General features: G+C 37.8%; 20 protein-coding genes. 18 read left to right on the top strand and 2 right to left on the bottom strand.

Features of this window, described 5'->3' with window-relative positions; genetic code table 11:
• Window positions 1-182 precede the first annotated feature (182 nt).
• Complete coding sequence (locus MKY76_RS17105; protein WP_016994815.1) at window positions 183-866, top strand: metal-dependent hydrolase; 684 nt, start codon at window positions 183-185, stop codon at window positions 864-866.
• Between the two features lie 152 nt (window positions 867-1,018).
• Window positions 1,019-2,326, top strand: a complete 1,308-nt coding sequence (locus MKY76_RS17100) for a DRTGG domain-containing protein (protein ID WP_004226205.1) — start codon at window positions 1,019-1,021, stop codon at window positions 2,324-2,326.
• A gap of 55 nt (window positions 2,327-2,381) precedes the next feature.
• Here the strand turns inward: MKY76_RS17100 and MKY76_RS17095 are convergent, their stop codons facing one another.
• Window positions 2,382-2,687, bottom strand: coding sequence for a YtpI family protein (locus tag MKY76_RS17095; protein WP_048393558.1), 306 nt, complete (start codon window positions 2,685-2,687; stop codon window positions 2,382-2,384).
• 90 nt (window positions 2,688-2,777) lie between these two features.
• On the opposite strand from MKY76_RS17095, the gene MKY76_RS17090 reads away from it, so the two are divergent.
• From MKY76_RS17090 to MKY76_RS17055, 8 genes are all read left to right on the top strand, one after another.
• A complete protein-coding gene (locus MKY76_RS17090; protein WP_342556888.1) occupies window positions 2,778-3,722 on the top strand; it encodes a bifunctional oligoribonuclease/PAP phosphatase NrnA in 945 nt (314 codons plus the stop codon).
• A gap of 22 nt (window positions 3,723-3,744) precedes the next feature.
• Window positions 3,745-6,828, top strand: coding sequence for a DNA polymerase III subunit alpha (gene dnaE, locus MKY76_RS17085; RefSeq protein WP_342556887.1), 3,084 nt, complete (start codon window positions 3,745-3,747; stop codon window positions 6,826-6,828).
• Window positions 6,829-6,960: 132 nt separating this feature from the next.
• Entirely contained in the window at window positions 6,961-7,602 is a 642-nt protein-coding gene (locus MKY76_RS17080; protein ID WP_048393566.1) for a GntR family transcriptional regulator, read from the top strand.
• A 24-nt stretch (window positions 7,603-7,626) separates the two neighbouring features.
• Complete coding sequence (accD, locus tag MKY76_RS17075) at window positions 7,627-8,484, top strand: acetyl-CoA carboxylase, carboxyltransferase subunit beta (RefSeq protein ID WP_048393568.1); 858 nt, start codon at window positions 7,627-7,629, stop codon at window positions 8,482-8,484.
• Window positions 8,477-9,433, top strand: coding sequence for an acetyl-CoA carboxylase carboxyltransferase subunit alpha (locus MKY76_RS17070; RefSeq protein ID WP_054549954.1), 957 nt, complete (start codon window positions 8,477-8,479; stop codon window positions 9,431-9,433). Before accD ends, MKY76_RS17070 begins: the two co-directional genes overlap by 8 nt.
• A 321-nt stretch (window positions 9,434-9,754) precedes the next feature.
• Window positions 9,755-10,714, top strand: a complete 960-nt coding sequence (gene pfkA, locus MKY76_RS17065) for a 6-phosphofructokinase (protein ID WP_048393573.1) — start codon at window positions 9,755-9,757, stop codon at window positions 10,712-10,714.
• 26 nt (window positions 10,715-10,740) lie between these two features.
• The gene (gene pyk, locus MKY76_RS17060) at window positions 10,741-12,501 is read left to right on the top strand and encodes a pyruvate kinase (RefSeq protein ID WP_048393575.1); all 1,761 of its coding nucleotides are present in this window, start codon (window positions 10,741-10,743) and stop codon (window positions 12,499-12,501) included.
• Window positions 12,502-12,703: 202 nt separating this feature from the next.
• On the top strand, window positions 12,704-13,093 hold the full coding sequence (locus MKY76_RS17055; RefSeq protein WP_054549955.1) for an FxsA family protein: 390 nt from the start codon (window positions 12,704-12,706) through the stop codon (window positions 13,091-13,093).
• On the opposite strand, the gene MKY76_RS17050 is transcribed toward MKY76_RS17055, so the two are convergent.
• Window positions 13,077-14,042, bottom strand: coding sequence for an AI-2E family transporter (locus MKY76_RS17050; protein WP_048393721.1), 966 nt, complete (start codon window positions 14,040-14,042; stop codon window positions 13,077-13,079). The genes MKY76_RS17055 and MKY76_RS17050 overlap by 17 nt on opposite strands.
• A gap of 250 nt (window positions 14,043-14,292) precedes the next feature.
• Here MKY76_RS17050 and citZ point away from each other — a divergent pair, with 250 nt between their 5' ends.
• From citZ to MKY76_RS17010, 8 genes are all read left to right on the top strand, one after another.
• Window positions 14,293-15,408, top strand: coding sequence for a citrate synthase (gene citZ, locus MKY76_RS17045; RefSeq protein ID WP_048393579.1), 1,116 nt, complete (start codon window positions 14,293-14,295; stop codon window positions 15,406-15,408).
• Between the two features lie 79 nt (window positions 15,409-15,487).
• Window positions 15,488-16,750 (top strand): NADP-dependent isocitrate dehydrogenase, encoded by a 1,263-nt coding sequence (gene icd / locus MKY76_RS17040; protein ID WP_048393581.1) that lies wholly within the window; start codon window positions 15,488-15,490, stop codon window positions 16,748-16,750.
• Window positions 16,751-16,928: 178 nt separating this feature from the next.
• Complete coding sequence (mdh, locus tag MKY76_RS17035) at window positions 16,929-17,867, top strand: malate dehydrogenase (RefSeq protein ID WP_004226243.1); 939 nt, start codon at window positions 16,929-16,931, stop codon at window positions 17,865-17,867.
• Between the two features lie 158 nt (window positions 17,868-18,025).
• A complete protein-coding gene (locus tag MKY76_RS17030; protein ID WP_004226245.1) occupies window positions 18,026-18,466 on the top strand; it encodes a MaoC/PaaZ C-terminal domain-containing protein in 441 nt (146 codons plus the stop codon).
• 52 nt (window positions 18,467-18,518) lie between these two features.
• A complete protein-coding gene (locus tag MKY76_RS17025; protein ID WP_016993215.1) occupies window positions 18,519-19,235 on the top strand; it encodes a response regulator transcription factor in 717 nt (238 codons plus the stop codon).
• Entirely contained in the window at window positions 19,232-20,767 is a 1,536-nt protein-coding gene (locus tag MKY76_RS17020; RefSeq protein ID WP_257960569.1) for an ATP-binding protein, read from the top strand. The genes MKY76_RS17025 and MKY76_RS17020 overlap by 4 nt, the downstream gene beginning before the upstream one ends.
• Before the next feature lie 351 nt (window positions 20,768-21,118).
• Entirely contained in the window at window positions 21,119-21,487 is a 369-nt protein-coding gene (locus MKY76_RS17015; RefSeq protein WP_103118651.1) for a CidA/LrgA family holin-like protein, read from the top strand.
• The gene (locus MKY76_RS17010; protein ID WP_342556886.1) at window positions 21,484-22,197 is read left to right on the top strand and encodes an LrgB family protein; all 714 of its coding nucleotides are present in this window, start codon (window positions 21,484-21,486) and stop codon (window positions 22,195-22,197) included. The genes MKY76_RS17015 and MKY76_RS17010 overlap by 4 nt, the downstream gene beginning before the upstream one ends.
• Window positions 22,198-22,282 lie beyond the last annotated feature (85 nt).

The following is a 22,282-nucleotide window of genomic DNA, read 5'->3' as shown; positions in this document are numbered from 1 at the left end:
CTGCCGAAAAAAGTAGCGAGGTTTCTTATCGAGTACTGAATAATTATGCTCTAACAGGGTATAAAGCTGTTAGAGAATACTACCATTATTCTCTGTACAAGCATATCAAAAAAAGGGAAAAAGCGCATGGGTAGCGAATTAAAATGTTGGACTGTACTTTGTTAATCGAGGAGGATGTTAAGATGAAAATAAGTTATCATGGACATTCAGTTGTCAAAATTCAAACAAATGGAAAAACGATATTAATTGACCCTTTTATTAATGGCAATGGGCAAACAGACTTAAAAGTGGCTGACGAAGCGCCAGATATTATTTTACTTACACATGGCCATAATGATCATGTTGGAGATACAGTAGAATTAGCGAAGAAAAAAGATGCGCTAGTCATTGCGCCAAATGAGCTGGCTAATTGGATTTCTTGGCAAGGTGTAAAAACACACCCAATGCATATAGGTGGTGCGAAGGAATTTGACTTCGGTAAAGTAAAGTTTACACAAGCCTTTCATGGCTCTTCTTATGTAACAGAAAATAACGAAATAATTTATATGGGCATGCCGGCTGGAATTTTATTATTTATTGAAGGATTAACAATTTATCATGCGGGGGATACAGCTCTTTTTGGTGATATGAAACTAATTGGTGAACGACATCCAATTGATATTGCATTCTTACCAATTGGTGATAATTTTACAATGGGGCCAGAGGATGCAGCGTGTGCAGTTTCGTTTTTAAAGCCGAAAATTGTCGTACCGATTCATTACAATACATTCCCACCAATCGAGCAAGATCCACAAATTTTTGCAGATTTAGTACAAAATACAGAAGTTCAAATTTTGAAAGCTGGCGAAAAAGTAAACTGTTTCTAATCGTTGGTAATGCTGTACTATATGAATTGACACCACGCTGGTAGTTGAAATGATGGGGAAAGTTAAACAATTTCATCACTTTATATTAAATATTTTCATAAAAAATATGGTACACTAAGAGCAGAATTGAAGCTTAGGAAATAGGTGATATTTTGTCTACAAAACATGAGAAAATTTTACAATACATCGAATCACTACCCGTGGGCGATAAAATTTCAGTACGGCAAATAGCAAAGGAAATGCAAGTGAGTGAAGGAACAGCTTACCGTGCAATTAAGGAAGCTGAAAATCGTCGCTTAGTAAGTTCTATTGAACGTGTTGGAACAATTCGTATTGAGAAAAAAAAGAAAGAAAATATTGAGCGCTTAACTTTTGCAGAAATTGTTAATATTGTAGATGGCCAAGTTTTAGGTGGTAAATCAGGTCTACATAAAACACTAACAAAATTTGTTATTGGGGCTATGCAATTAGAGGACATGATGCGTTACACTGATGCAGGTAGCTTATTAATTGTTGGTAACCGTATTAAAGCACATGAGAATGCCCTTCGAGCGGGGGCAGCTGTTTTAATCACCGGCGGTTTTGATACTACGGAAGATAATAAGTTGCTTGCAGATTCATTAGATTTACCAATTATTTCAACAAGCTACGATACGTTTACAGTAGCAACAATGATTAACCGGGCAATCTATGACCAATTGATTAAAAAAGATATTCTTTTTATCGAAGACATTTATGTACCGATGACTGACACTGCAGCATTAAAAAATGATGAAACAATTCATCATTTCCAGAAGCTGAATGAACGTACAACCCATGGTGCATTTCCTGTAGTTACCCACCAAAATAAATTGGTCGGTATGATTACCGTAAAAGACGTCATTGGTCGTGAAGAAAACGAGCTTATTGAAAAAGTAATGACGAAAAACCCAATTGCTGGCTCCATGAAAATGAGTGTCGCTTCGGCAGGGCATCGAATGATTTGGGAGGGGATTGATCTCTTACCAATTGTAGATGACGACAATATTTTACAGGGTGTTATTAGCCGTCAAGATGTACTGAAGGCGTTGCAATTAGCACAAAGACAGCCACAGCATGGTGAAACGATTGATGATTTAGTGAAAAATGAAATGAAGGTATTAGGTGATGAAGAACTCATCGTTGAATTTAAAGTTACACCACAAATGACCAATCAATATGGAGCAATTTCATATGGTGCTTTTACAACTTTACTAGCTGAGGTCGGTTCATTCGCATTAAAACGACGTAAACGTGGAGATGCAGTGGCAGAGAATATGACTATTTACTTTATTAAACCAGTCCAAATGGAAAGTACGCTAACTGTTAAGCCTCGGATTTTAGATATGAGTCGTAAGTTTGTGAAAATGGATTTTGAAGTGTATAATCAACAAATGCTTGTTGGTAAGGCAATGATGATGTTCCAACTATTAGAACGTTAAGTATTGAAAAGGGATGGCCTAGCGCAATTGCTTGGTCATCCCTTTGTTACATATATTATTGATTAATGCGGAATTCTTCCTCAACAAATTGTCCATAATGACGGGCTTTTTTTATATTTTCTACAATAACTAAGATGCCGAGCGCGGCAAGAATTGCTACAATAATAAATGTAAATAAGCTCGGGAATAAATAAGCTTGATTTAAAGCAAATGACAATATTAAGGAACCTAAGCCGATGTTCGCTTTGCTTTTATACCAATTTTTAGCAATAGGTAATGGAGACCGGAATTGTTTTGTTTTAAAATAAAAATAAAAAACAAAAGATATGATAATCGCAAACACAAATATTAAATTGAGCATAGTAAACCTCCTAGCATAACTAGACATTATTGTAACGATAATTATGTAAAAATGCTAACGGTTCTTACTATCATTTTGGGGGAAATTATTGTGAAAAGACAAATCATCGACACAATTGAGGCCAATGAAACCATTATTATCCATCGTCATGTACGTCCTGATCCTGATGCTTATGGCTCACAGCAAGGCTTAAAAGAGATTATTTTAGCCAATTATCCTGAGAAAAAGGTTTTTGCTGTAGGGGAACATGATGCTTCTTTATCTTTTATGGCACAGCCTGATGAAATAGCGGATGAAGTGTATGAAAATGCTTTAGTTATTGTCACTGACACGGCTAATACAGAGCGTGTTGACGACCAACGCTACACAAAAGGAAAAATGGTGATAAAAATTGATCATCATCCAAATGATGATGCTTATGGTGATCTTTTATGGGTGGAAACGACAGCAAGCTCTTGTAGCGAAATGATCTATGAATTATATGAAGAAGGCAAGGAAGTAGCAAACTGGAAACTTTCAGATGCTGCTGCACGCTTATTATTTGCAGGAATAGTGGGCGATACAGGCAGATTCCAATTCCCAAGTACAACAGCTAAAACATTTAAAGTTGCTGCGGATCTGATTACATATGATTTTGATCGAAATCAACTATTTGATGGCATGTACGAAATGGAGCAAAAATTACTTAATTTACAGGGATATATTTATCAAAACTTTACAATGGATGAGCATGGAGCTGCCTATGTGAAGCTAACAAAAGAATTACTGGCAGAGCATGACACTGTGCCATCTGAGGCTTCTTTATTAGTAGGCTGCCTTGGCAGTGTTAAAGATATATGCGCTTGGGTTGTTTTCATTGAAGAAGGGGATCAGATCCGTGTACGATTACGTTCGAAGGGTCCCGTTATCAATACATTAGCGAAAGAATTTAACGGTGGCGGACATCCGCTTGCATCTGGTGCTACTGCCTATTCATGGGAAGAAGCAGACCTCGTTATTGCAAGATTAAAAGAGATTTGTAAAGCGTATCATTAACAGAGAAAAGGAAGGGATTCATTTGACACATGTATATACAAAGATGCATACGAGCGCGGATTTATTGAAAAGCACAATTCGGCTTGAGCAATTGATTCCTTTTTTACAAGAACAAAAGACACAAGCCTGTGCAATCGTTAATACGAAATTGTACGGGCTTTTGCCTTTTTGTAAAGCATTGCAGCAAGTAAATATCCATGCGGTTATAGGGCTTTCGGTTAACGTTCAGTGGCATGATAAAACGCTTCCCCTCGTCCTGTATGCGCAGACACAGGAGGGCTATCAACATTTATTAAAGATTAGTAGTGCGATTTCAATTAGACAAGATGATGTGCTGCCTTGGAAATGGCTTGAGGGATATTCAGCAGGTTGTATAGCGCTACTTTCTTCAGACGATTTAACAGATGTAGATGACTGGCAGGCAATGATTTCTGCTTTGGTCCAACTGTTTAACCATCACCTCTATATGGGGATTGCTAGACCTGGAGGGATAAAAGCTGAACAAGAAGATGATTTCGTTTCTTGGTGTGAAGAACATGCTATTGCACTTGTAGCATCTCAAAGCTGTTATTTCTTGCGTCCGGAAGATCATTTTGCTTATGAAGTAGCAAGAGCAATTGATACAGGAGAAAAGCTTGGTAATACTATGCAAACAGCTGATGTACAGGGCTATTTTGCCCCAACAGCATTCGAATGGCAAAATTGGTTTGCGGATCGTCCAGATTGGCTTGATGCCAGTACGAAAATGCTTGCTTGCTGTAAAGTTGATTTACCAAAAATGCCTGTGCAAATGCCTAAATTTCCTGTACCTGAAGGTGAAACAGCTGAAAGCTTGCTTGTTAAAGAAGCATTTACTGGATTAGAAGAGCGATTCAAGCAACTGGCAATACCCGGTGCTTACCATGAACGATTACAGTATGAACTAGAAATTATTTGCTCTATGGGCTTTGCTGACTATTTTTTGGTTGTGGCAGATTTTATGCGATATGCAAAAGAAAATCGAATTTTGACAGGACCTGGACGTGGTTCCTCAGCAGGTTCGCTTGTGGCATATAGTCTTTCGATTACCCAAGTAGATCCACTTGCCTATGGTTTATTATTCGAACGTTTTTTAAATCCTGAAAGAATTACCTTACCTGATATTGATATCGATTTTGTTGATAGTAAAAGGCATCAAGTCATTCAGTATGTTGCCCAAAAGTATGGCAAAGCAAATGTCGCACAAATTATTACATTTGGTACATTGTCTGCAAAAGCAGTTGCCAGGGATGTTGCACGGGTTTTTGGCTTTGATGCGGAAATGCTAGAAAAAATTTCGAAGATGATTCCAAATAAGCCGGGAATTACATTACAAAGAGCTGTAGCAGAGTCACAGGACTTTCAAGGCTGGTTAGCGGAGAATGATAAGCATTTGCGTTGGTACGAGGTGGCGTTAAAATTGGAGGGCCTACCAAGAAACTCGTCTATACATGCAGCTGGTATTGTCGTCGCTCCATCGCCTTTAGTGAATACTGTACCGATTGAAGAAGGGCATGATGGTATTTATAGTACGCAATGGCCAATGGGAGATATTGAAGCATGTGGTCTCGTCAAAATGGATTTTTTAGGCTTGCGCAATCTCACTATTTTAGAGCAAATACGTTGGTCAATTTATAAAGCTGGTGGTCCTTGGATAGAATTCGAGCGAATCCCAATGCATGATGACAAGACGTTTCAACTATTACAAAGAGGGGATACGCTGGGGATTTTTCAATTAGAATCAGACGGTATGAAGCAAGCCTTGCGTGATATCTGTCCTACAACCTTTTTAGATATTGTGGCTGTAAATGCACTTTATCGCCCAGGTCCAATGGATTTTATTCCTGTCTATGCAAAACGGAAGGCTGGCAGAGAAATGGTAACGATGCCACATCCAGTGCTAGAGCCTATTTTACAAGAGACCTTTGGTGTGATCGTTTATCAAGAACAAATTATTAAAATTGCATCAGTACTGGCAGGCTTTACAATGGGACAGGCAGATTTGCTTCGCCGAGCAGTGAGTAAAAAAAATCGACAAGTTTTAGAGGAGCAACGCACAGCATTTGTTCAGGGGGCGCTACGCCAAGGCTTTGATCAGCGTTTAGCTGAAGAAGTATACGAACTGATTGTACGCTTTGCGGATTATGGTTTCCCTAAAAGTCATGCTGTGGCCTATAGTGTTATTTCCTATCAAATGGCTTATTTAAAGGCGCATTTCCCTCAAAACTTTTATGCAGCGTTATTATCAAATGCCACGGGAAATGTAGAAAAGATTCAACAATTTGTCCATGAGGCAAAAGATAAGGGCATCCCATTTTATCCACCTTCATTAAAAAGTAGTACGAAATATTTTACGGTGGAAAAGGAAGGCATTCGCTACAGCTTATCAGGAATTAAAGGTGTGCCTCATACATTTATAGAAAAAATACATGGACTCCGTCAAACAAATCCAGAGGTATTAAATAACCTATTTGATCTAGCTGTTGCCTTAAGTGCGCAGCATTTTAAGCCAAAAGTGTTGGAATCATTGATATATGCTGGGGCGCTTGATTATCTAGAAAAAGATAGAGCCGTCCTCATCATGACAGTCGAGGCAGCTTTGAAACACGCAGAACTTTTAAGGCCAACTGAAGATATTGATTTAGCATCAGCAATGGCATTTAGTTTTGGTAAACCAAAATATATGCAGGCAGAAGCAATGTCCCAGAAGGAAAAATTGATGCATGAAAAAGAGAGCTTGGGCTTTTATATTTCTACCCATCCAGTTGCACAGGAAAGACTCTTCTGGGCGGATATCAATAGTACCTGTCGAGAGTTGAAGCAGAAGCGTGATGGTACCTCCATAAAAATGATTGGTCTGATTGAAGAAGTGAAGAAAATCCGTACGAAAAAAGGTGAGCAAATGGCTTTTGTTCAGCTACAGGATGAGTTTGGAACAGTTTCCACTACATTTTTTCCACAAACCTTTCAGTTGGTCCAAGACCTGCTGGTAGAGGAGGAAATGTTATGGATTGAAGGTGTTTTAGAAAGACGTTTTGGCAAGCCGCAAATCAAAGTAAAACATGCGCAAACGACGAAAAAGATATAAAATGAAACAAGAAATTAGAAACTGCATTAAATTTTATGCAGTTTTTTCTTTACTTTTGCACAGTTATTTTGTAAGCTAGAGTCAACGTTAAAAAGTGGTCAGACCACTTTTTTGATAAGGGGAGTTAGTCGTATGGATAAAAAAACCGAACAAAAAAAAGTGTTTTTAGAAATCGTCCAACAACTACGTCAACTCATTAAAATGGAAAAAATTCAAGCAGGTGAGAAGCTACCTTCCGAACGAGTTCTATCAGAGCGTCTAGGTGTCGGGCGATCCTCTGTGAGAGAGGCTTTGCGAAGCTTAGAGTTGCTAGGGCTTATTGAAACGAGACATGGTGGTGGTACTTTTCTTGCGTCCACACATAAGCATCAGCTCGTAGAAATACTGTCGATGTTTATATTAGAAGATGAAAAATCAAAAAAAGATGTCGAATTAACGCGACAAATTCATGAAATGGAAGCAATCCGCGTAATAAGTTGTACAGAGATTCTTCGCACACTACCTGTGTGGGATAGTTTTTTTGTGAAACTAGAAATAGAAGGTACAATTAATTGTCGAGATATTTTAAGAGAACTATTAATTACGACAGGTAATCGTCTTTCATTAAAAATCTGGTTTCAATTAGCAGCTTATGATGGCGACCGTTTAAATCGAAACTCAACAGAAGATGAAAAATTAATCATTCAAACGATGTTGAAATCGATGCAGCTGGGTTACGAAAAAGAAGCATTAAAAGCTTATGAGCAGTGGATGAGTACTGTACAGAGCATTTAGACAACAACAAAGGGGGAGTCGAACATGGCAATACGTAGCTTATTTAGTGGTAATCGAAAAAAGAAAGAGGACGGGCAAGAAAAGGCATTTCCAGAAGGGTTAATGACAAAATGTCCTGAATGTCGTCACATTCAATTAACAAAAGAATTAGAAAAAAATCATAAAGTATGTACAAAATGTAGTCATCATTTCAAAATGACTGCTCAAGAACGTGTGGACTATTTCTTAGATGAAGGCTCATTCGAATCCATGGATGATCATTTACAAACAAGTAATCCCCTTAATTTCCCAGCGTATGTTGAAAAAATTGCAGCAGACCAAGAGAAAACAGGCTTGAATGAGGCTGTCCTAACAGGCGTTGGTACAATAGATGGGGAAGAAATTGTCGTAGCGATTATGGATTCGCACTTCCGTATGGGGTCAATGGGCTCTGTAGTCGGTGAAAAAATTACGCGAGCAGTAGAGAAGGCAACTGAACTAGGTGTACCATTTATTATCTTTACCGCTAGTGGTGGTGCTCGTATGCAAGAGGGCGTATTATCATTAATGCAAATGGCGAAAACTAGTGTCGCATTAAAACGCCACAGTGATCAAGGCTTATTGTTCATCTCCATCTTAACGCATCCAACAACAGGCGGAGTTTCAGCAAGCTTTGCTTCTGTTGGTGATATAAATATTGCAGAGCCACAGGCATTGATTGGCTTTGCAGGGCGACGTGTAATTGAAGAAACTGTACGAGAAAAACTACCAAGTGATTTCCAAACAGCAGAATTTTTATTAGAGCATGGTCAGCTTGATGCCATTTTCCATCGCAAAGATTTACGTAAACAAGTTTCTTTACTTGTAAAAATGCATACGAAAGGCGGCGTACAACATGTCTAAAAATTTAGCATTTGAAGAACCAGTCGTACAATTACGTGAGAAAATTGATGAATTAAAAACAATTGCTGCTGAAGCAGAAGTTGATATGTCTGGTGAAATCGAGAAGCTTGAAACACGTTTATCACAATTAGAGCAATCGATTTATGCCAATATGAAGCCGTGGGATCGTGTGCAAGTAGCAAGGCATCCAGAAAGACCTACAACGCTTCAATATATTGAAGCAATGTGTGAAAATTTTATTGAATTACATGGTGATCGTACATTTGGTGATGATGCAGCCATTCTTGGTGGGATTGCCATTTTCGAAGGGCAACCAGTAACAATAATTGGACATCAACGTGGTAAGTCTACTAAGGAAAATATCCGTCGTAATTTTGGTATGCCTCATCCAGAGGGGTATCGAAAAGCACTACGCTTGATGAAGCAAGCTGAAAAATTCAAACGACCAATTATTTGTTTTATTGATACTAAAGGTGCTTACCCAGGGAAAGCTGCTGAGGAACGTGGTCAAAGTGAAGCAATCGCTAGAAACCTTGTAGAAATGGCTGGCTTAACTGTGCCTGTAATTAGTATCGTTATTGGTGAAGGAGGAAGTGGTGGTGCATTAGCATTAGGTGTAGCAAACCGTGTCTTTATGCTTGAGAACTCGACTTACTCTGTTATTTCGCCAGAGGGAGCGGCATCTATTTTATGGCGTGATGGTAGTCTGGCTAAGCAGGCAGCAGAAGCCATGCGTATCACAGCACCTGATTTGAAAGAACTTGGTGTAATTGATGGCATTATTCCTGAAATTATTGGTGGAGCACATCGCAATGTAGCAAAACAGGCCCTTTCTATTAAAGAATGCATTAGTGACACACTTCATGCATTAAATTCTTTAAATGGAGAACAATTAGTTGAAGATCGCTATGAAAAATTTAAAAAAATTGGACAGTATACAGAAGTGTAAATCTGTTTGTAAAAAGACGAATGTTGTTTACTTTAATAGGATATAAAATTTAAAAGCTATATATTTGCTCGTTAAGAGACAAAATTTGTTTCTTAACATATTAAAAAGCTATAAAAATTAAAGAAGATAATAGCGCATAATAAACGCCAGACTTCTTGAAAAAATGTTAGATTTAGGATGTTTTTAGGTGGAAAGAGTGTGTGAAAGCGCATTCTTTTCATTTTTTATGTAAAAGTTATGTTTTTGTATCCCCAGAACCCTTACATAGTTTGTTTTTTCATGTTAATGTGAATAATAATAGTAACTGCAGGAGGTTCGACAATGAAAAAAATTGCTGTATTAACTAGTGGTGGAGATGCGCCTGGAATGAACGCTGCTATTCGAGCGGTCGTTCGTAAGGCAGCATTTCATGGAATTGATGTTGTCGGAATTAAGCATGGTTATGAAGGCTTAGTAAAAGGATTTATGGAAGAACTTGATTTAGGTGCAGTTGGTGGTATTATTCAACGTGGTGGAACGCATTTGAATTCGGCAAGATGCCCAGAATTTAAAGAAGATGCTGTTCAGCAACGAGGTATTGAGAATTTACGAGCTGCTGGTATTGAAGGACTTGTTGTCATTGGTGGTGATGGATCTTATCGAGGTGCCATGGATTTGGTGAAAAAAGGGTTCCCAGTTGTAGGGGTACCTGGAACAATTGACAATGATATTCCTGGAACTGAATATACGATTGGCTTTGATACAGCCCTAAATACAGTAGTAGAATCCATTGATAAAATCCGAGATACTGCTACATCTCATGAAAATTCTTTCATTGTAGAGGTAATGGGACGTGATGCAGGAGATATCGCTTTATGGGCAGGTCTTGCTGCTGGTGCTGAAACAGTTTTAATTCCAGAAGAAGATTATAATTTAGATGATATTGTCGCACGCTTAGATCGTGGTGCAGCACGTGGTAAAAAGCATAGTATTATTATTGTGGCAGAGGGTGTTATGTCAGGAAGTGAGCTGGCAAAACTGTTAAAAGAAAAAACAGGAAAAGAAACACGTGTTTCAGTATTAGGTCATATCCAACGTGGTGGATCACCTACAGCAAGAGATCGCGTATTAGCGAGTCAGTTTGGCGCACATGCAGTTGAATTACTTATGGAAGGCAAGGCTGGTCGAGCAGTAGGTATTCGCAATCATCAAGTCATTGATTATGATATGCCAGAGGCTTTTGAAAAGAATCATGAGGCTGATGTAAGCCTATATACACTAATGAAAGAACTATCAATATAATTTGTTATAAAACGGAGTGGGCAAAAATGAGAAAAACAAAAATCGTATGTACAATTGGACCTGCAAGTGAGTCACCAGAAATTTTAGAAAAATTAATCGAAGCAGGTATGAATGTAGCCCGCTTGAATTTTTCACACGGATCACATGAGGAACATGCAGGGCGTATTCATTTAATTCGTGAAGTGGCACAAAAATTAAATAAACCAGTGGGAATTTTACTTGATACAAAGGGACCAGAAATTCGTACACATAACATGAAAAATGGCGAGCTTCATTTGTCAGCAGGTCAAGTAATTGATATTTCAATGACAGAAGTAGAAGGTACTGAGACGAGCTTTTCTGTCACATATGAGCGCTTAATTGAAGACGTTGAGCAAAATTCAATTATTTTACTTGATGATGGACTAATTCAACTACGTGTATTAGCAACGGATATGGAAAAAGGATTAATTCATACAATTGTTGAAAATGCTGGCGTACTAAAAAATAAAAAGGGTGTTAACGTACCAGGTGTTTCTGTACAACTACCAGGTATCACAGAAAAAGACGCACAAGATATTTTATTTGGTATCGAACAAGGTGTTGATTTTATTGCTGCTTCATTTGTTCGTCGTGCAAAAGATGTTCTTGAAATTCGTGAATTGCTTGAACAAAATGGTGGTAGTCATATTCAAATCATCCCAAAAATTGAAAACCAAGAGGGTGTCGATAACATCGATGAAATCATCCTAGTATCTGACGGTTTAATGGTTGCTCGTGGAGATCTTGGTGTTGAAATTCCTGCAGAAGAAGTACCACTTGTACAAAAGAAATTAATTTTAAAATGTAATCAAGTTGGTAAACCGGTAATTACGGCAACTCAAATGTTAGATTCCATGCAGCGTAACCCACGACCAACACGTGCAGAAGCAAGTGATGTAGCCAACGCAATTATTGATGGAACAGATGCTATCATGTTATCTGGTGAAACTGCCGCAGGTCTTTATCCAGTTGAATCGGTACAAACGATGAATAAAATTGCACAACGCACTGAAAATTCATTAGATTATCGATCAATTGTTTCTACACGTAGTCGTGAGAAAGAAGCAAATATGACAGAGGCAATTTCACAAGCTGTAGCTTATACTTCTATCAATTTAGGGGTGAAAGCCGTATTGGCACCAACTGAAAGTGGTAATACAGCGAGAATGATTGCAAAATATCGACCTGGAGTGCCAATTGTTGCCGTAACAGGCTCTACAAATACAGCTCATACATTAACACTAGTATGGGGCGTATACCCAATTGTGTGTCAACGAGTGACAACAACAGATGAAATTTTAGAACTAGCTGTGGATGAAAGCTTGAAGCATGGTTTTGTTACACATGGAGACGCAGTTGTCATTACAGCAGGTGTACCTGTAGGTGAAGCGGGTACAACAAACTTAATGAAAGTTCACATTATTGGAGATTTACTTGCACGTGGACAAGGGATCGGAAAAGCATCAGTTGTTGGTAAAACAGTGGTTGCTAAAAATGCTGCTGAGGCACTTGCCTACGATACAGACGGATGCATCCTTGTTACAGTCGGTTCAGATCGTGATATGATGCCTGCTTTAGAAAATTGTATTGGCCTAATTACTGAAGAAGGTGGACTTACTAGCCATGCAGCAGTTGTAGGGTTAAGCCTAGGTATTCCAGTAATCGTTGGTGTAAAAGAAGCAACTACATTAATCCGTCATGGTCAAGAAATTACAATGGACGCTGAAACAGGTGTGATATACAAAGGACATGCAAGCGTTCTTTAATAATTAACAAAAAGCTCTAGTGAGGTTTGTTGTACTAGAGCTTTTTCATAAAGGTTGTACACACACTTTATGGAAACTATTAATTTCTTCCTTTAACAGAAGTTGCTTTCTCTTAGAATAGGTCTATTCATTTTTTTATGAAACTAAACGGGCTATAATAACGTATAGAAGGTATAGCTTTTCAAGTAGAAAGGAGAAAAATATGCGAAAAATTTTTCTTGGTTTCATTGTCTACACATTAGCCGAATTGACGTTATTAATAGTCATTGGACAAAATATTGGTGTTTTAAGTACATTATTGCTCATTATTGCTACGAGTGTGATTGGGATTTATGTCATGAAAAATAAAGGTATGAACTCTGTTCAAAATGTGAAAAATACATTGGCACGCGGAGAAGCGCCAGGAGCTGCATTAGTGGATACTTTCTTAACTTTTGGTGGTGGTTTGCTTTTAGCGTTACCTGGATTTTTAACAGATGTCCTAGGTTTATTCCTACTCATGCCATTTTCTCGAAAAATGTTCCAACCCATTGTCTATTACTGGATGCGTAAAAAAATGAAAAAAGGTCAATTCATCATCGTTCAAAGATAGAGTTTTCTTTCAGTTTTACAGCTAGAAATAAAAAGATAGGGCTCAGTAATATACCATAAAAGCCAAATAATAGAATAGAGGCAGCGCTGATAAAGAATGTATGGAATGTGCGTAGCTGAAGCGTATTGGACCAAAGCATCGAATCGGCTAGCTGCCTTGTTAATTGTACAAATAAATAGAGTAGTAAAATGGCCACACATAAAAAGGTATTGCCATTGAAATAAAAATAAATGCTCATTGGCACAAGAAAAACGCCAATTCCGAAAAACGGTAGTACATCTGCAAATGCTACAATAAATGCTTTAATAATGGCTTGTTCAAATTGAAGGATCATAAAGCCAGCACAAAGAATGAGTAGGGTAATCGTAAATAATTGAAACTCTACAAATAAGAAATAATGAAAAAGTTGCATGATTTTTGCAAAATGAGATTGCCACTCTTGACGATATTTTTTAGGCACATATTGAAAGAACCAATAGCGTGATTTACGTGTTTCTAGAAGCGCAAAGTAATAAGCGACTAAAAAGATGAAAACCTCAATGACATGCTTCATTAATAATTGGAAAAGATCTGCTGTATATACGATGATGGAATCGAAAATGGACAGTGATTTTTCTTTTAAAACTTGTACAAACATGGATTCATATTCACTGAAAAGCGGGAAATTTTGTAAAGTCTCTCGAATTTCTGGGAAAATGACGATAATACTGTTAATAGATATGACAACTAGTAGAAAAATACAGGTTAATATTAATACTTCCACAATAATTGCTGCAATCCAATACGCAATCCTACAATATTTGTGTAAAAAATTTATGATAGGATACGTCGAAAATGATAAAAAAATTGCGAGTGACACAGGTAATACAAACCAAAGTATGACTAAATAAAAAATAAATAGCAAAACGCTCGTAGTTCTTTCGTATGAAAAATACTTTAAATTCCTCATTTTTACAAATTCACCCCAAACCAATTGATAAATTAATGTCAAAATATACAAAAAAATCTCTTTAGGACAATTATATAGTCGTTCGGACGTCTTTTTCTTTATTTGGAGGATTTTCATTCACAAAGCTGTCAAAAATGATTATAATAGCAATGTAAGCGATTTACTTAATGGTTCATATGAGCAAAATTCGTAAATGCAACATAAAAAACGCATTTGCAACAAAAAAATAAGTATGAGGGAGCGATAATTTATGTCAGCAACTAAAGGTTTAGAAGGTATCGTAGCAGCGGAATCTAAAATCAGTTCAATTATCGATGACACACTTACATATGTTGGTTACAACATTGATGATTTAGCAGAAAATGCGTCATTCGAAGAGGTAATTTACCTGTTATGGCATACTCGTTTACCAAAAGAGGACGAGCTAGCTGAATTAAAACAACAATTGGCAGACAACATGTCAATTCCGCAAGCGATTGTCGACCAATTTAAAACATACCCACTTTCAACTGTACATCCAATGGCTGCATTGCGTACTGCAGTATCTTTACTTGGTGTATTCGATGAAGAAGCGGATGTTATGGATCCAGAAGCAAACTACCGTAAAGCAATTCGTCTTCAAGCTAAAATTGCTACAGTAGTAACTGCTTTTGCACGTGTTCGTAAAGGTTTAGAACCAGTTTCACCAAAACCTGAACTAGGATATGCGGCAAACTTCTTATACATGCTTAAAGGCGAAGAGCCAGCAGATATTGAAATTGAAGCATTCGACAAAGCATTAGTATTACATGCTGACCATGAGTTAAATGCATCTACATTCACTGCACGTGTATGTGTAGCTACATTATCTGACGTTTATTCAGGTGTAACTGCAGCGATCGGTGCATTAAAAGGACCACTTCACGGTGGAGCAAATGAGCAAGTTATGAAAATGTTAACTGAAATTGGCTCACTTGAAAATGTTGAATCTTATATTCAAAATAAATTAGACAACAAAGAAAAAATCATGGGCTTCGGTCACCGTGTATATCGTAAAGGCGACCCTCGTGCTCCGCATTTACGCGTAATGTCTAAAAAATTAACTGAGCTAACTGGTAAACCAGAGCTTTACGAAATGTCAGTTAAAATCCATGACATGATCGTAGAACAAAAGAAATTACCTGCAAACGTAGATTTCTTCTCTGCGTCAGTGTATGATTCTTTAGGTATTGATCATGACCTGTTCACACCAATTTTCGCAGTATCACGTACTTCAGGTTGGGTGGCACATATCCTTGAGCAATATGCTAATAACCGCCTAATCCGTCCACGTGCTGAGTATGTTGGACCAGGCATGCAAAAATATGTTCCAATCAGCGAGCGCTAATTTGGAAAATATGCTAGAATGTTTGGGACTGTGTTATCACTAACACAGTCCTATGATTATGAATTTAGGAGGCAACAGAATGTCAAACAAAATTGTAGTTGAAAATGGCGTACTTAATGTACCAAACAATCCAGTAATTCCTTTCATCGAAGGTGATGGAATTGGTCCAGATATCTGGGCAGCAGCATCACGCGTAATTGACGCAGCAGTAGAAAAAGCTTATAACGGTGAAAAGAAAATTGAATGGTTAGAAGTTTTAGCTGGTGAAAAAGCATTTAACCAAACTGGTGAATGGTTACCACAAGAAACTTTAGACAAAATTAATGAATACTTAATTGCAATCAAAGGTCCTCTTACTACACCAATCGGTGGTGGTATCCGCTCTCTTAACGTAGCATTACGTCAACAACTTGACTTATATGTATGCTTACGCCCAGTACGTCACTTTGATGGAGTGCCTTCTCCAGTTAAACGCCCAGAAGACGTTGATATGGTTATCTTCCGTGAGAACACAGAAGACATCTACGCTGGTATTGAATTCGAATCTGGTTCAGAACAAGCTCAAAAAATCATCAACTTCCTACAATCTGAATTTGGTGTAAATCAAATCCGCTTCCCAGAAACTTCTGGTATCGGTGTTAAACCTGTATCTAAAGAAGGTACTGAACGTTTAGTACGTTCTGCTATCGAATACGCAATTAAACATAAACGCCCATCTGTTACTTTAGTTCATAAAGGTAACATCATGAAATTCACTGAAGGTGGATTCAAAAAATGGGGTTATGAATTAGCAGAAAAAGAATTTGCTGATCAAACTTTCACTTGGAACCAATACGATGCTATCAAAGCTGAACAAGGTGAAGAAGCAGCAAACAAAGCTCAATCTGATGCTTTAGCAGCTGGCAAAATCTTAGTGAAAGATTCTATCGCTGATATCTTCTTACAACAAATCTTAACTCGTCCAACTGAGTTCGATGTAGTAGCTACAATGAACTTAAATGGTGACTATATTTCTGATGCTTTAGCTGCACAAGTTGGTGGTATCGGTATCGCTCCAGGAGCTAACATTAACTATGTTACTGGCCATGCGATCTTCGAAGCTACTCACGGTACAGCTCCAAAATATGCTGGTTTAGATAAAGTAAACCCATCTTCAGTATTACTTTCAGGTGTATTAATGCTTGAACACTTAGGATGGCAAGAAGCTGCTGACATGATCACTCAATCTGTTGAGAAAACAATTTCTTCTAAAGTTGTTACTTATGACTTCGCACGTTTAATGGACGGCGCTACAGAAGTGAAATGTTCAGAATTCGCTAATGAGTTAATCAAAAACCTATAATTTTCTATTCTACAATAGAATTTATCGCTAAAGCGGATGCTTTTTTCTGCCGATATAATTAGGGTGACAGTAAATTTTAATTGAATATTTACGATAAACTTGTTTAATTGAGGGAGTGAGATGGAAGTCTCCTCCCTCTTTTAAAATATATAACCTAATTTTAAAGGAGCGTATTCAAATGTCTCTGAAACGAAAAAAAATCTCAGTTATCGGTGGCGGTTTTACAGGCGCTACTGCAGCATTTTTAGCAGCTCAGAAAGAACTTGGTGACGTCGTATTAGTGGATATTCCACAAGCAGAAAACCCAACAAAGGGTAAGGCGCTAGATATGTGGGAGGCAGCACCAATACAAGGGTTTGACTCTTATGTGCAAGGTACTTCCAATTATGCAGATACGGCGAATTCTGACGTAGTGATCATTACCGCTGGTGTTGCACGTAAACCAGGTATGAGCCGTGATGACCTTGTTCAAATCAATCAGAGTGTTATGAAAACTGTTTCAAAAGAGATTGCTACGCATTCACCAAATGCTACAATCCTTGTACTGACAAACCCAGTTGATGCCATGACATACACAGTATACAAAGAAACTGGCTTCCCTAAAAACCGTGTAATTGGTCAATCAGGTGTTCTTGATACGGCTCGTTTCTGTGCATTTGTGGCAGAAGAACTTAAGATTTCAGTGAAAGATATTACTGGTTTTGTATTAGGTGGTCACGGTGACACAATGGTACCGTTAACACGTTATTCATTTGCTGGTGGTATTCCGTTAGAAACACTTATTTCTGCTGAACGTTTAGAAGAAATTGTTGACCGAACGCGTAATGGTGGAGCAGAAATTGTCAACTTACTTGGTAACGGCTCTGCCTATTATGCGCCTGCTGCGGCACTAATAGAGATGGCTGAAGCTATTGTAAAAGACCAAAAACGTATTTTACCATCTATTGCTTATTTAGAAGGCGAGTACGGCTATCATGATTTATACTTAGGTGTTCCTACATTACTTGGCGAAAACGGTATTGAAAAAATCTTTGAGCTAGAATTAACGGACAAAGAAAAAGCAGCTTTAGATCAATCGGCAGAAGCAGTTCGTAATGTGATGAAAATTTTAGTGTAGAATATCAGTCTAAGTCTTAAAACGAGTAGGGAATGTTCCTGCTCGTTTTTTTATGTTTCCAGGGTTGAGAAAGGTAAGGTTCTTCTGCTTTTCATTGTACTTTTAGCATAAAATTGATACTATGAATGTAGTATGATAGAAAAGGGGTTGGCGTATCTTTGCTTCAAAAAAATAGTAAACTTGGTCTCACAATCGATGAAATTACAGTTGGCGAGAAAATCCATATCACTGAAAAAATTGAAGATAGGGATCTATTGCTTTATTTAGGCCTTACAAACGATAGTAACCCGCTTTATATTCAACATGATTATGCGGCTATGACACCTTTTCAAAAGCCAATTGTGCCGACAATTATGTTAAATGGTATTATTACATCAGCTGTGTCAAAGTATATTCCAGGACCAGGTGCACGAATTATTGAGCAACATTTGAAATATTTAGGACCTCTCTATCATTATGAATTGTTCGATACGCTATTAGAGGTTACAGCAATCAATAAATATGACAATACCATCACTGTATCTGTCCACTCATATAATGAGCAGAAGCAGCTTGTAATTGAAGGTTTATTGCTTGTGACTCCACCACTTGCGCTATAGACGTCTTGAGATTTGAAATGGGGGTTTCAAATCACTAACGGAGGCATTAGACATGACAAAAACGATTTTAGTAATTGAAGATGAATTTTCGATTGCAACATTATTGAAATATAATTTAGAACAGGCAGGCTATGTAGTGGAAACTGCTGCTGATGGTCAGGAAGGGCTTGAAAAAGCAATCGACTTACAGCCAAATTTAATTCTTTTAGATTTGATGCTTCCAAAACTAGATGGCATGGAGGTCTGTAAACAAATACGACAACAACGTATGAATACGCCAATTATTATGCTAACTGCTAAAGATGACGAATTTGATAAAGTTCTTGGTCTTGAGTTGGGAGCAGATGATTACATGACAAAGCCTTTTAGTCCTCGTGAAGTTTTAGCGCGTGTCAAGGCTGTATTAAGACGTTTCACGCAAAATGTTGTCGCAGATGATAAGGATGAGGCGCAGGAAAAAATGTATGAGTTTGGACAATTGCGAGTGTACCCAGAGCGATTTGAAGTATTTTTACAGGATGAGGCACTGGAATTTACACCAAAAGAGTTTGAGCTACTCATCTATTTACTTGAAAATAAAAATCGTGTATTAACACGTGATCAGCTATTAAGTGCTGTATGGAAATATGATTTTGCTGGCGATACTCGAATTGTGGATGTACACATTAGCCACCTTCGCGATAAAATTGAAGAAAATAGCCGTAAGCCGATGTTTATAAAAACAATTAGAGGTCTTGGTTATAAATTTGAGGAGCCGAAAACGACATGAAATCGATGAGCAACCGCTTATTCTTGACATTCATGCTTTTACTTGGAACGATACTAGCTGTCCTAATGATTGTTATAGGTCAGCTTTTTCCTGTTTATATCGAGCAATATAACGAGCAAGCAACCACTGAGATACGGACATCAATGGACCAAGTAATCGATGAACGCAAAATGGATTTAACGAAGGAAGATCAGGAAGCTTTGTACGCAGCTCAGGCTATGGAACGAGACGAATCCTTATTGAACTATGTGCGTGCTCGCCTTTACGGAGTACTGGCTATTCTCTTTACCATCACGTTGATATTAATAGCAATTATAAGTCGTTATATGATACGTAACTTTACTGCACCGATTGATAATGTGACAGACACTGCCCTTGAGCTTGCAAAGGGTAACTATCGTGCACGTGCTCAAGAAAATGAGCATGAACGGATGATACCACTGAGTCATTCCATAAACATATTGGCACGGAATTTGCAAGATATTACAACGATACGTGAAGTAGAGGAAGAAAGACTGAAAACCTTAATTGAAAATATGGGGAGCTCCCTTATGATGATTGGTCGTGAGGGGAATATTTCCATTGTAAATCGAGTATTTCTGGAGCGCTTTGGAATGCAGATTGATGATGTACAAGGAAAGGTTTTTCGTACAATAGGCTTACCTAAATCATTAGAACAATTTATCGATCATGTTTTTCTGACAGAAATGCCTTATCGTCAACAAATTAAAATGGAAGTACAGCAAGAACTTTATAACAAAGAAGTTTATGGGGCACCGGTCATCGGGGACCATGGACGATGGCTAGGCGTTGTTATCGTTATGCATGATATAACTGAACTAGTTCGATTAGAACAAATTCGGAAAGACTTTGTTGCGAATGTATCACATGAATTACGCACACCTATTACATCTATTAAAGGCTTTTCAGAAACTTTATTGGATGGGGCCTATAAAGACGAAAAAATGCTGATTTCCTTTTTGGAGATTATATATAAAGAAAGTAATCGACTTCAAATGCTGATTCAAGATTTACTAGAGCTCTCAAAGATCGAGCAGCATGGTTTTACTGTCAATATTATGCCGATGGGCTTACAGGATGTTCTAATTCGTGGAGCAGAATTGACAGCTCCGCGATTGGATGAAAAAAATATGAGCTTCCAGGTGGATATCGAACGAGATGTCCAGGTTATGGGGGATGCCAATCGTATCATTCAGATTGTGACGAATTTAATTACCAATGCGATTACATATTCACCTGAAAACACGACTGTTTCTATTCGATTAAAGGAAAATGAAACACATGGCATTATCGAAATAGAGGATCAAGGAATTGGTATTGAAAAACATGAAATAGCGCGCGTTTTTGAAAGATTTTATCGGGTGGATCGCGCGAGAAGTCGTAATTCTGGTGGAACAGGCTTAGGCTTAGCGATTGTTAAGCATTTAGTCGAGGCGCATCATGGCCGAATTCAAGTAGAGAGTGAAGTCGGCATAGGAACTAAAATGATTGTCATGATTCCGAAAAATTAACAAATCCTTTACATGAACAACATGTTACATTCATATTTGGGCACTATACTTATTTCTAGAAACCCCCAATATGATTGTTAAGACGATGACCATAAAAATCTAATAGAAGATTTTTAACTGCTTTATATTCCCCACAGAAAGAATTTAGTGTTTTTTAGACACTAGGTTCTTTTTCTGTTTTACAGGGAACGTAAATAGGTGTAAAGTATAGTAGCATAAAGTTTAACAACCATCTTACCCGCGATTGTCTGTTAGACGAACGCTTTGACAGTCAGTGAATCAACCTTCTTATCATTCGAATCGTGTTTTCCTGACTGTTGAGGCAGAGAAAAAAATGAGAGAAGGATGACCATGAAAATCGTCAAAAGTATCGTGCAAATCGGCTATCTTTATATCCTATTATTAATCGGAAATACTATTGCACGCCTACTTCACTTGCCGATTCCAGGGAGTATAATAGGACTTGTCCTATTATTTTTGCTGTTACAGTTTCATATAATCAAGCTTGAATGGATTGAATTAGGAGCAGCCGTACTATTAAGTGAACTCTTATTATTCTTTATTCCATCTGCCATTGGTGTTATTGATTATCATGCCTTATTTGGTGTGCAAGGAATGAAGGTTGTGCTTGTCATTGTTGTGAGTGCCATTGTGGTAATGTTTGTAACGGGGTATACAGCACAATGGCTAGAGCGGCGAAAGAAGGGTGATGCGATATGACTTTATTAATCGCCATTGTCAGCTTACTTGGGACCGTTGCTATTTTTTATATTTGTAAAATGTTTTATAAAAAATATAAAAAAGAATGGCTGACACCTATGCTGATTACACCTTTAGTCATTATAGGTATTTTACTACTGACAGGTGTATCTTATAATTCCTACAATTCTGGAGCGAGTGTCTTAACAAATTTACTAGGGCCAGCAACCGTTGCGTTTGCCGTTCCTATATATATAAATGTCAACCTATTAAAAAAACACGCATTTGAAATTTTCATCAGCATTGCTGTTGGTTCAGCGGTTGCTATTGTGTCATCCTTTATGATGGCTCTATTGGTGGGCTTAAATGATGAGTTGGTGCATAGTTTAGTGCCACGTTCTGTAACAACACCTATTGCGATGGATATTTCTAATATGATTGGTGGTTCTCCTACGCTTACAGCTGTTTTCGTTATGACGACTGGTATTTTAGGAAGCTTGTTAGCACCAATCGTTATCAAAGTATGTCGTTTTCACAGACCTTCATCTAGAGGATTAATGCTTGGTATGGGTGCTCATGGAACGGGTACATCAAAAGCATTTGAATTTGGAGAGCTAGAAGGCACATTTGCTAGTCTAGCGATGATCGTTGCTGCATTAATTAGTATTGTATTATCCACTACCATTTTCCCAGTATTTGAACATCTGGTTATCAATATCCTGTTGCCCTAAAGGTAACAGGATTTTTTTGCATTGATAAGCTTTTGTTAAGAGTGAGATACAGAGGATTCTGTCCTTTACAATCATTATATGAAAA

This window comes from Lysinibacillus sp. FSL P4-0201, from assembly GCF_038593425.1.
GTDB classification, from domain to species: domain Bacteria; phylum Bacillota; class Bacilli; order Bacillales_A; family Planococcaceae; genus Lysinibacillus; species Lysinibacillus capsici.
Note: the sequence above shows the minus strand (reverse complement) of the source record. Positions and strands in the feature narration are given on the sequence as shown.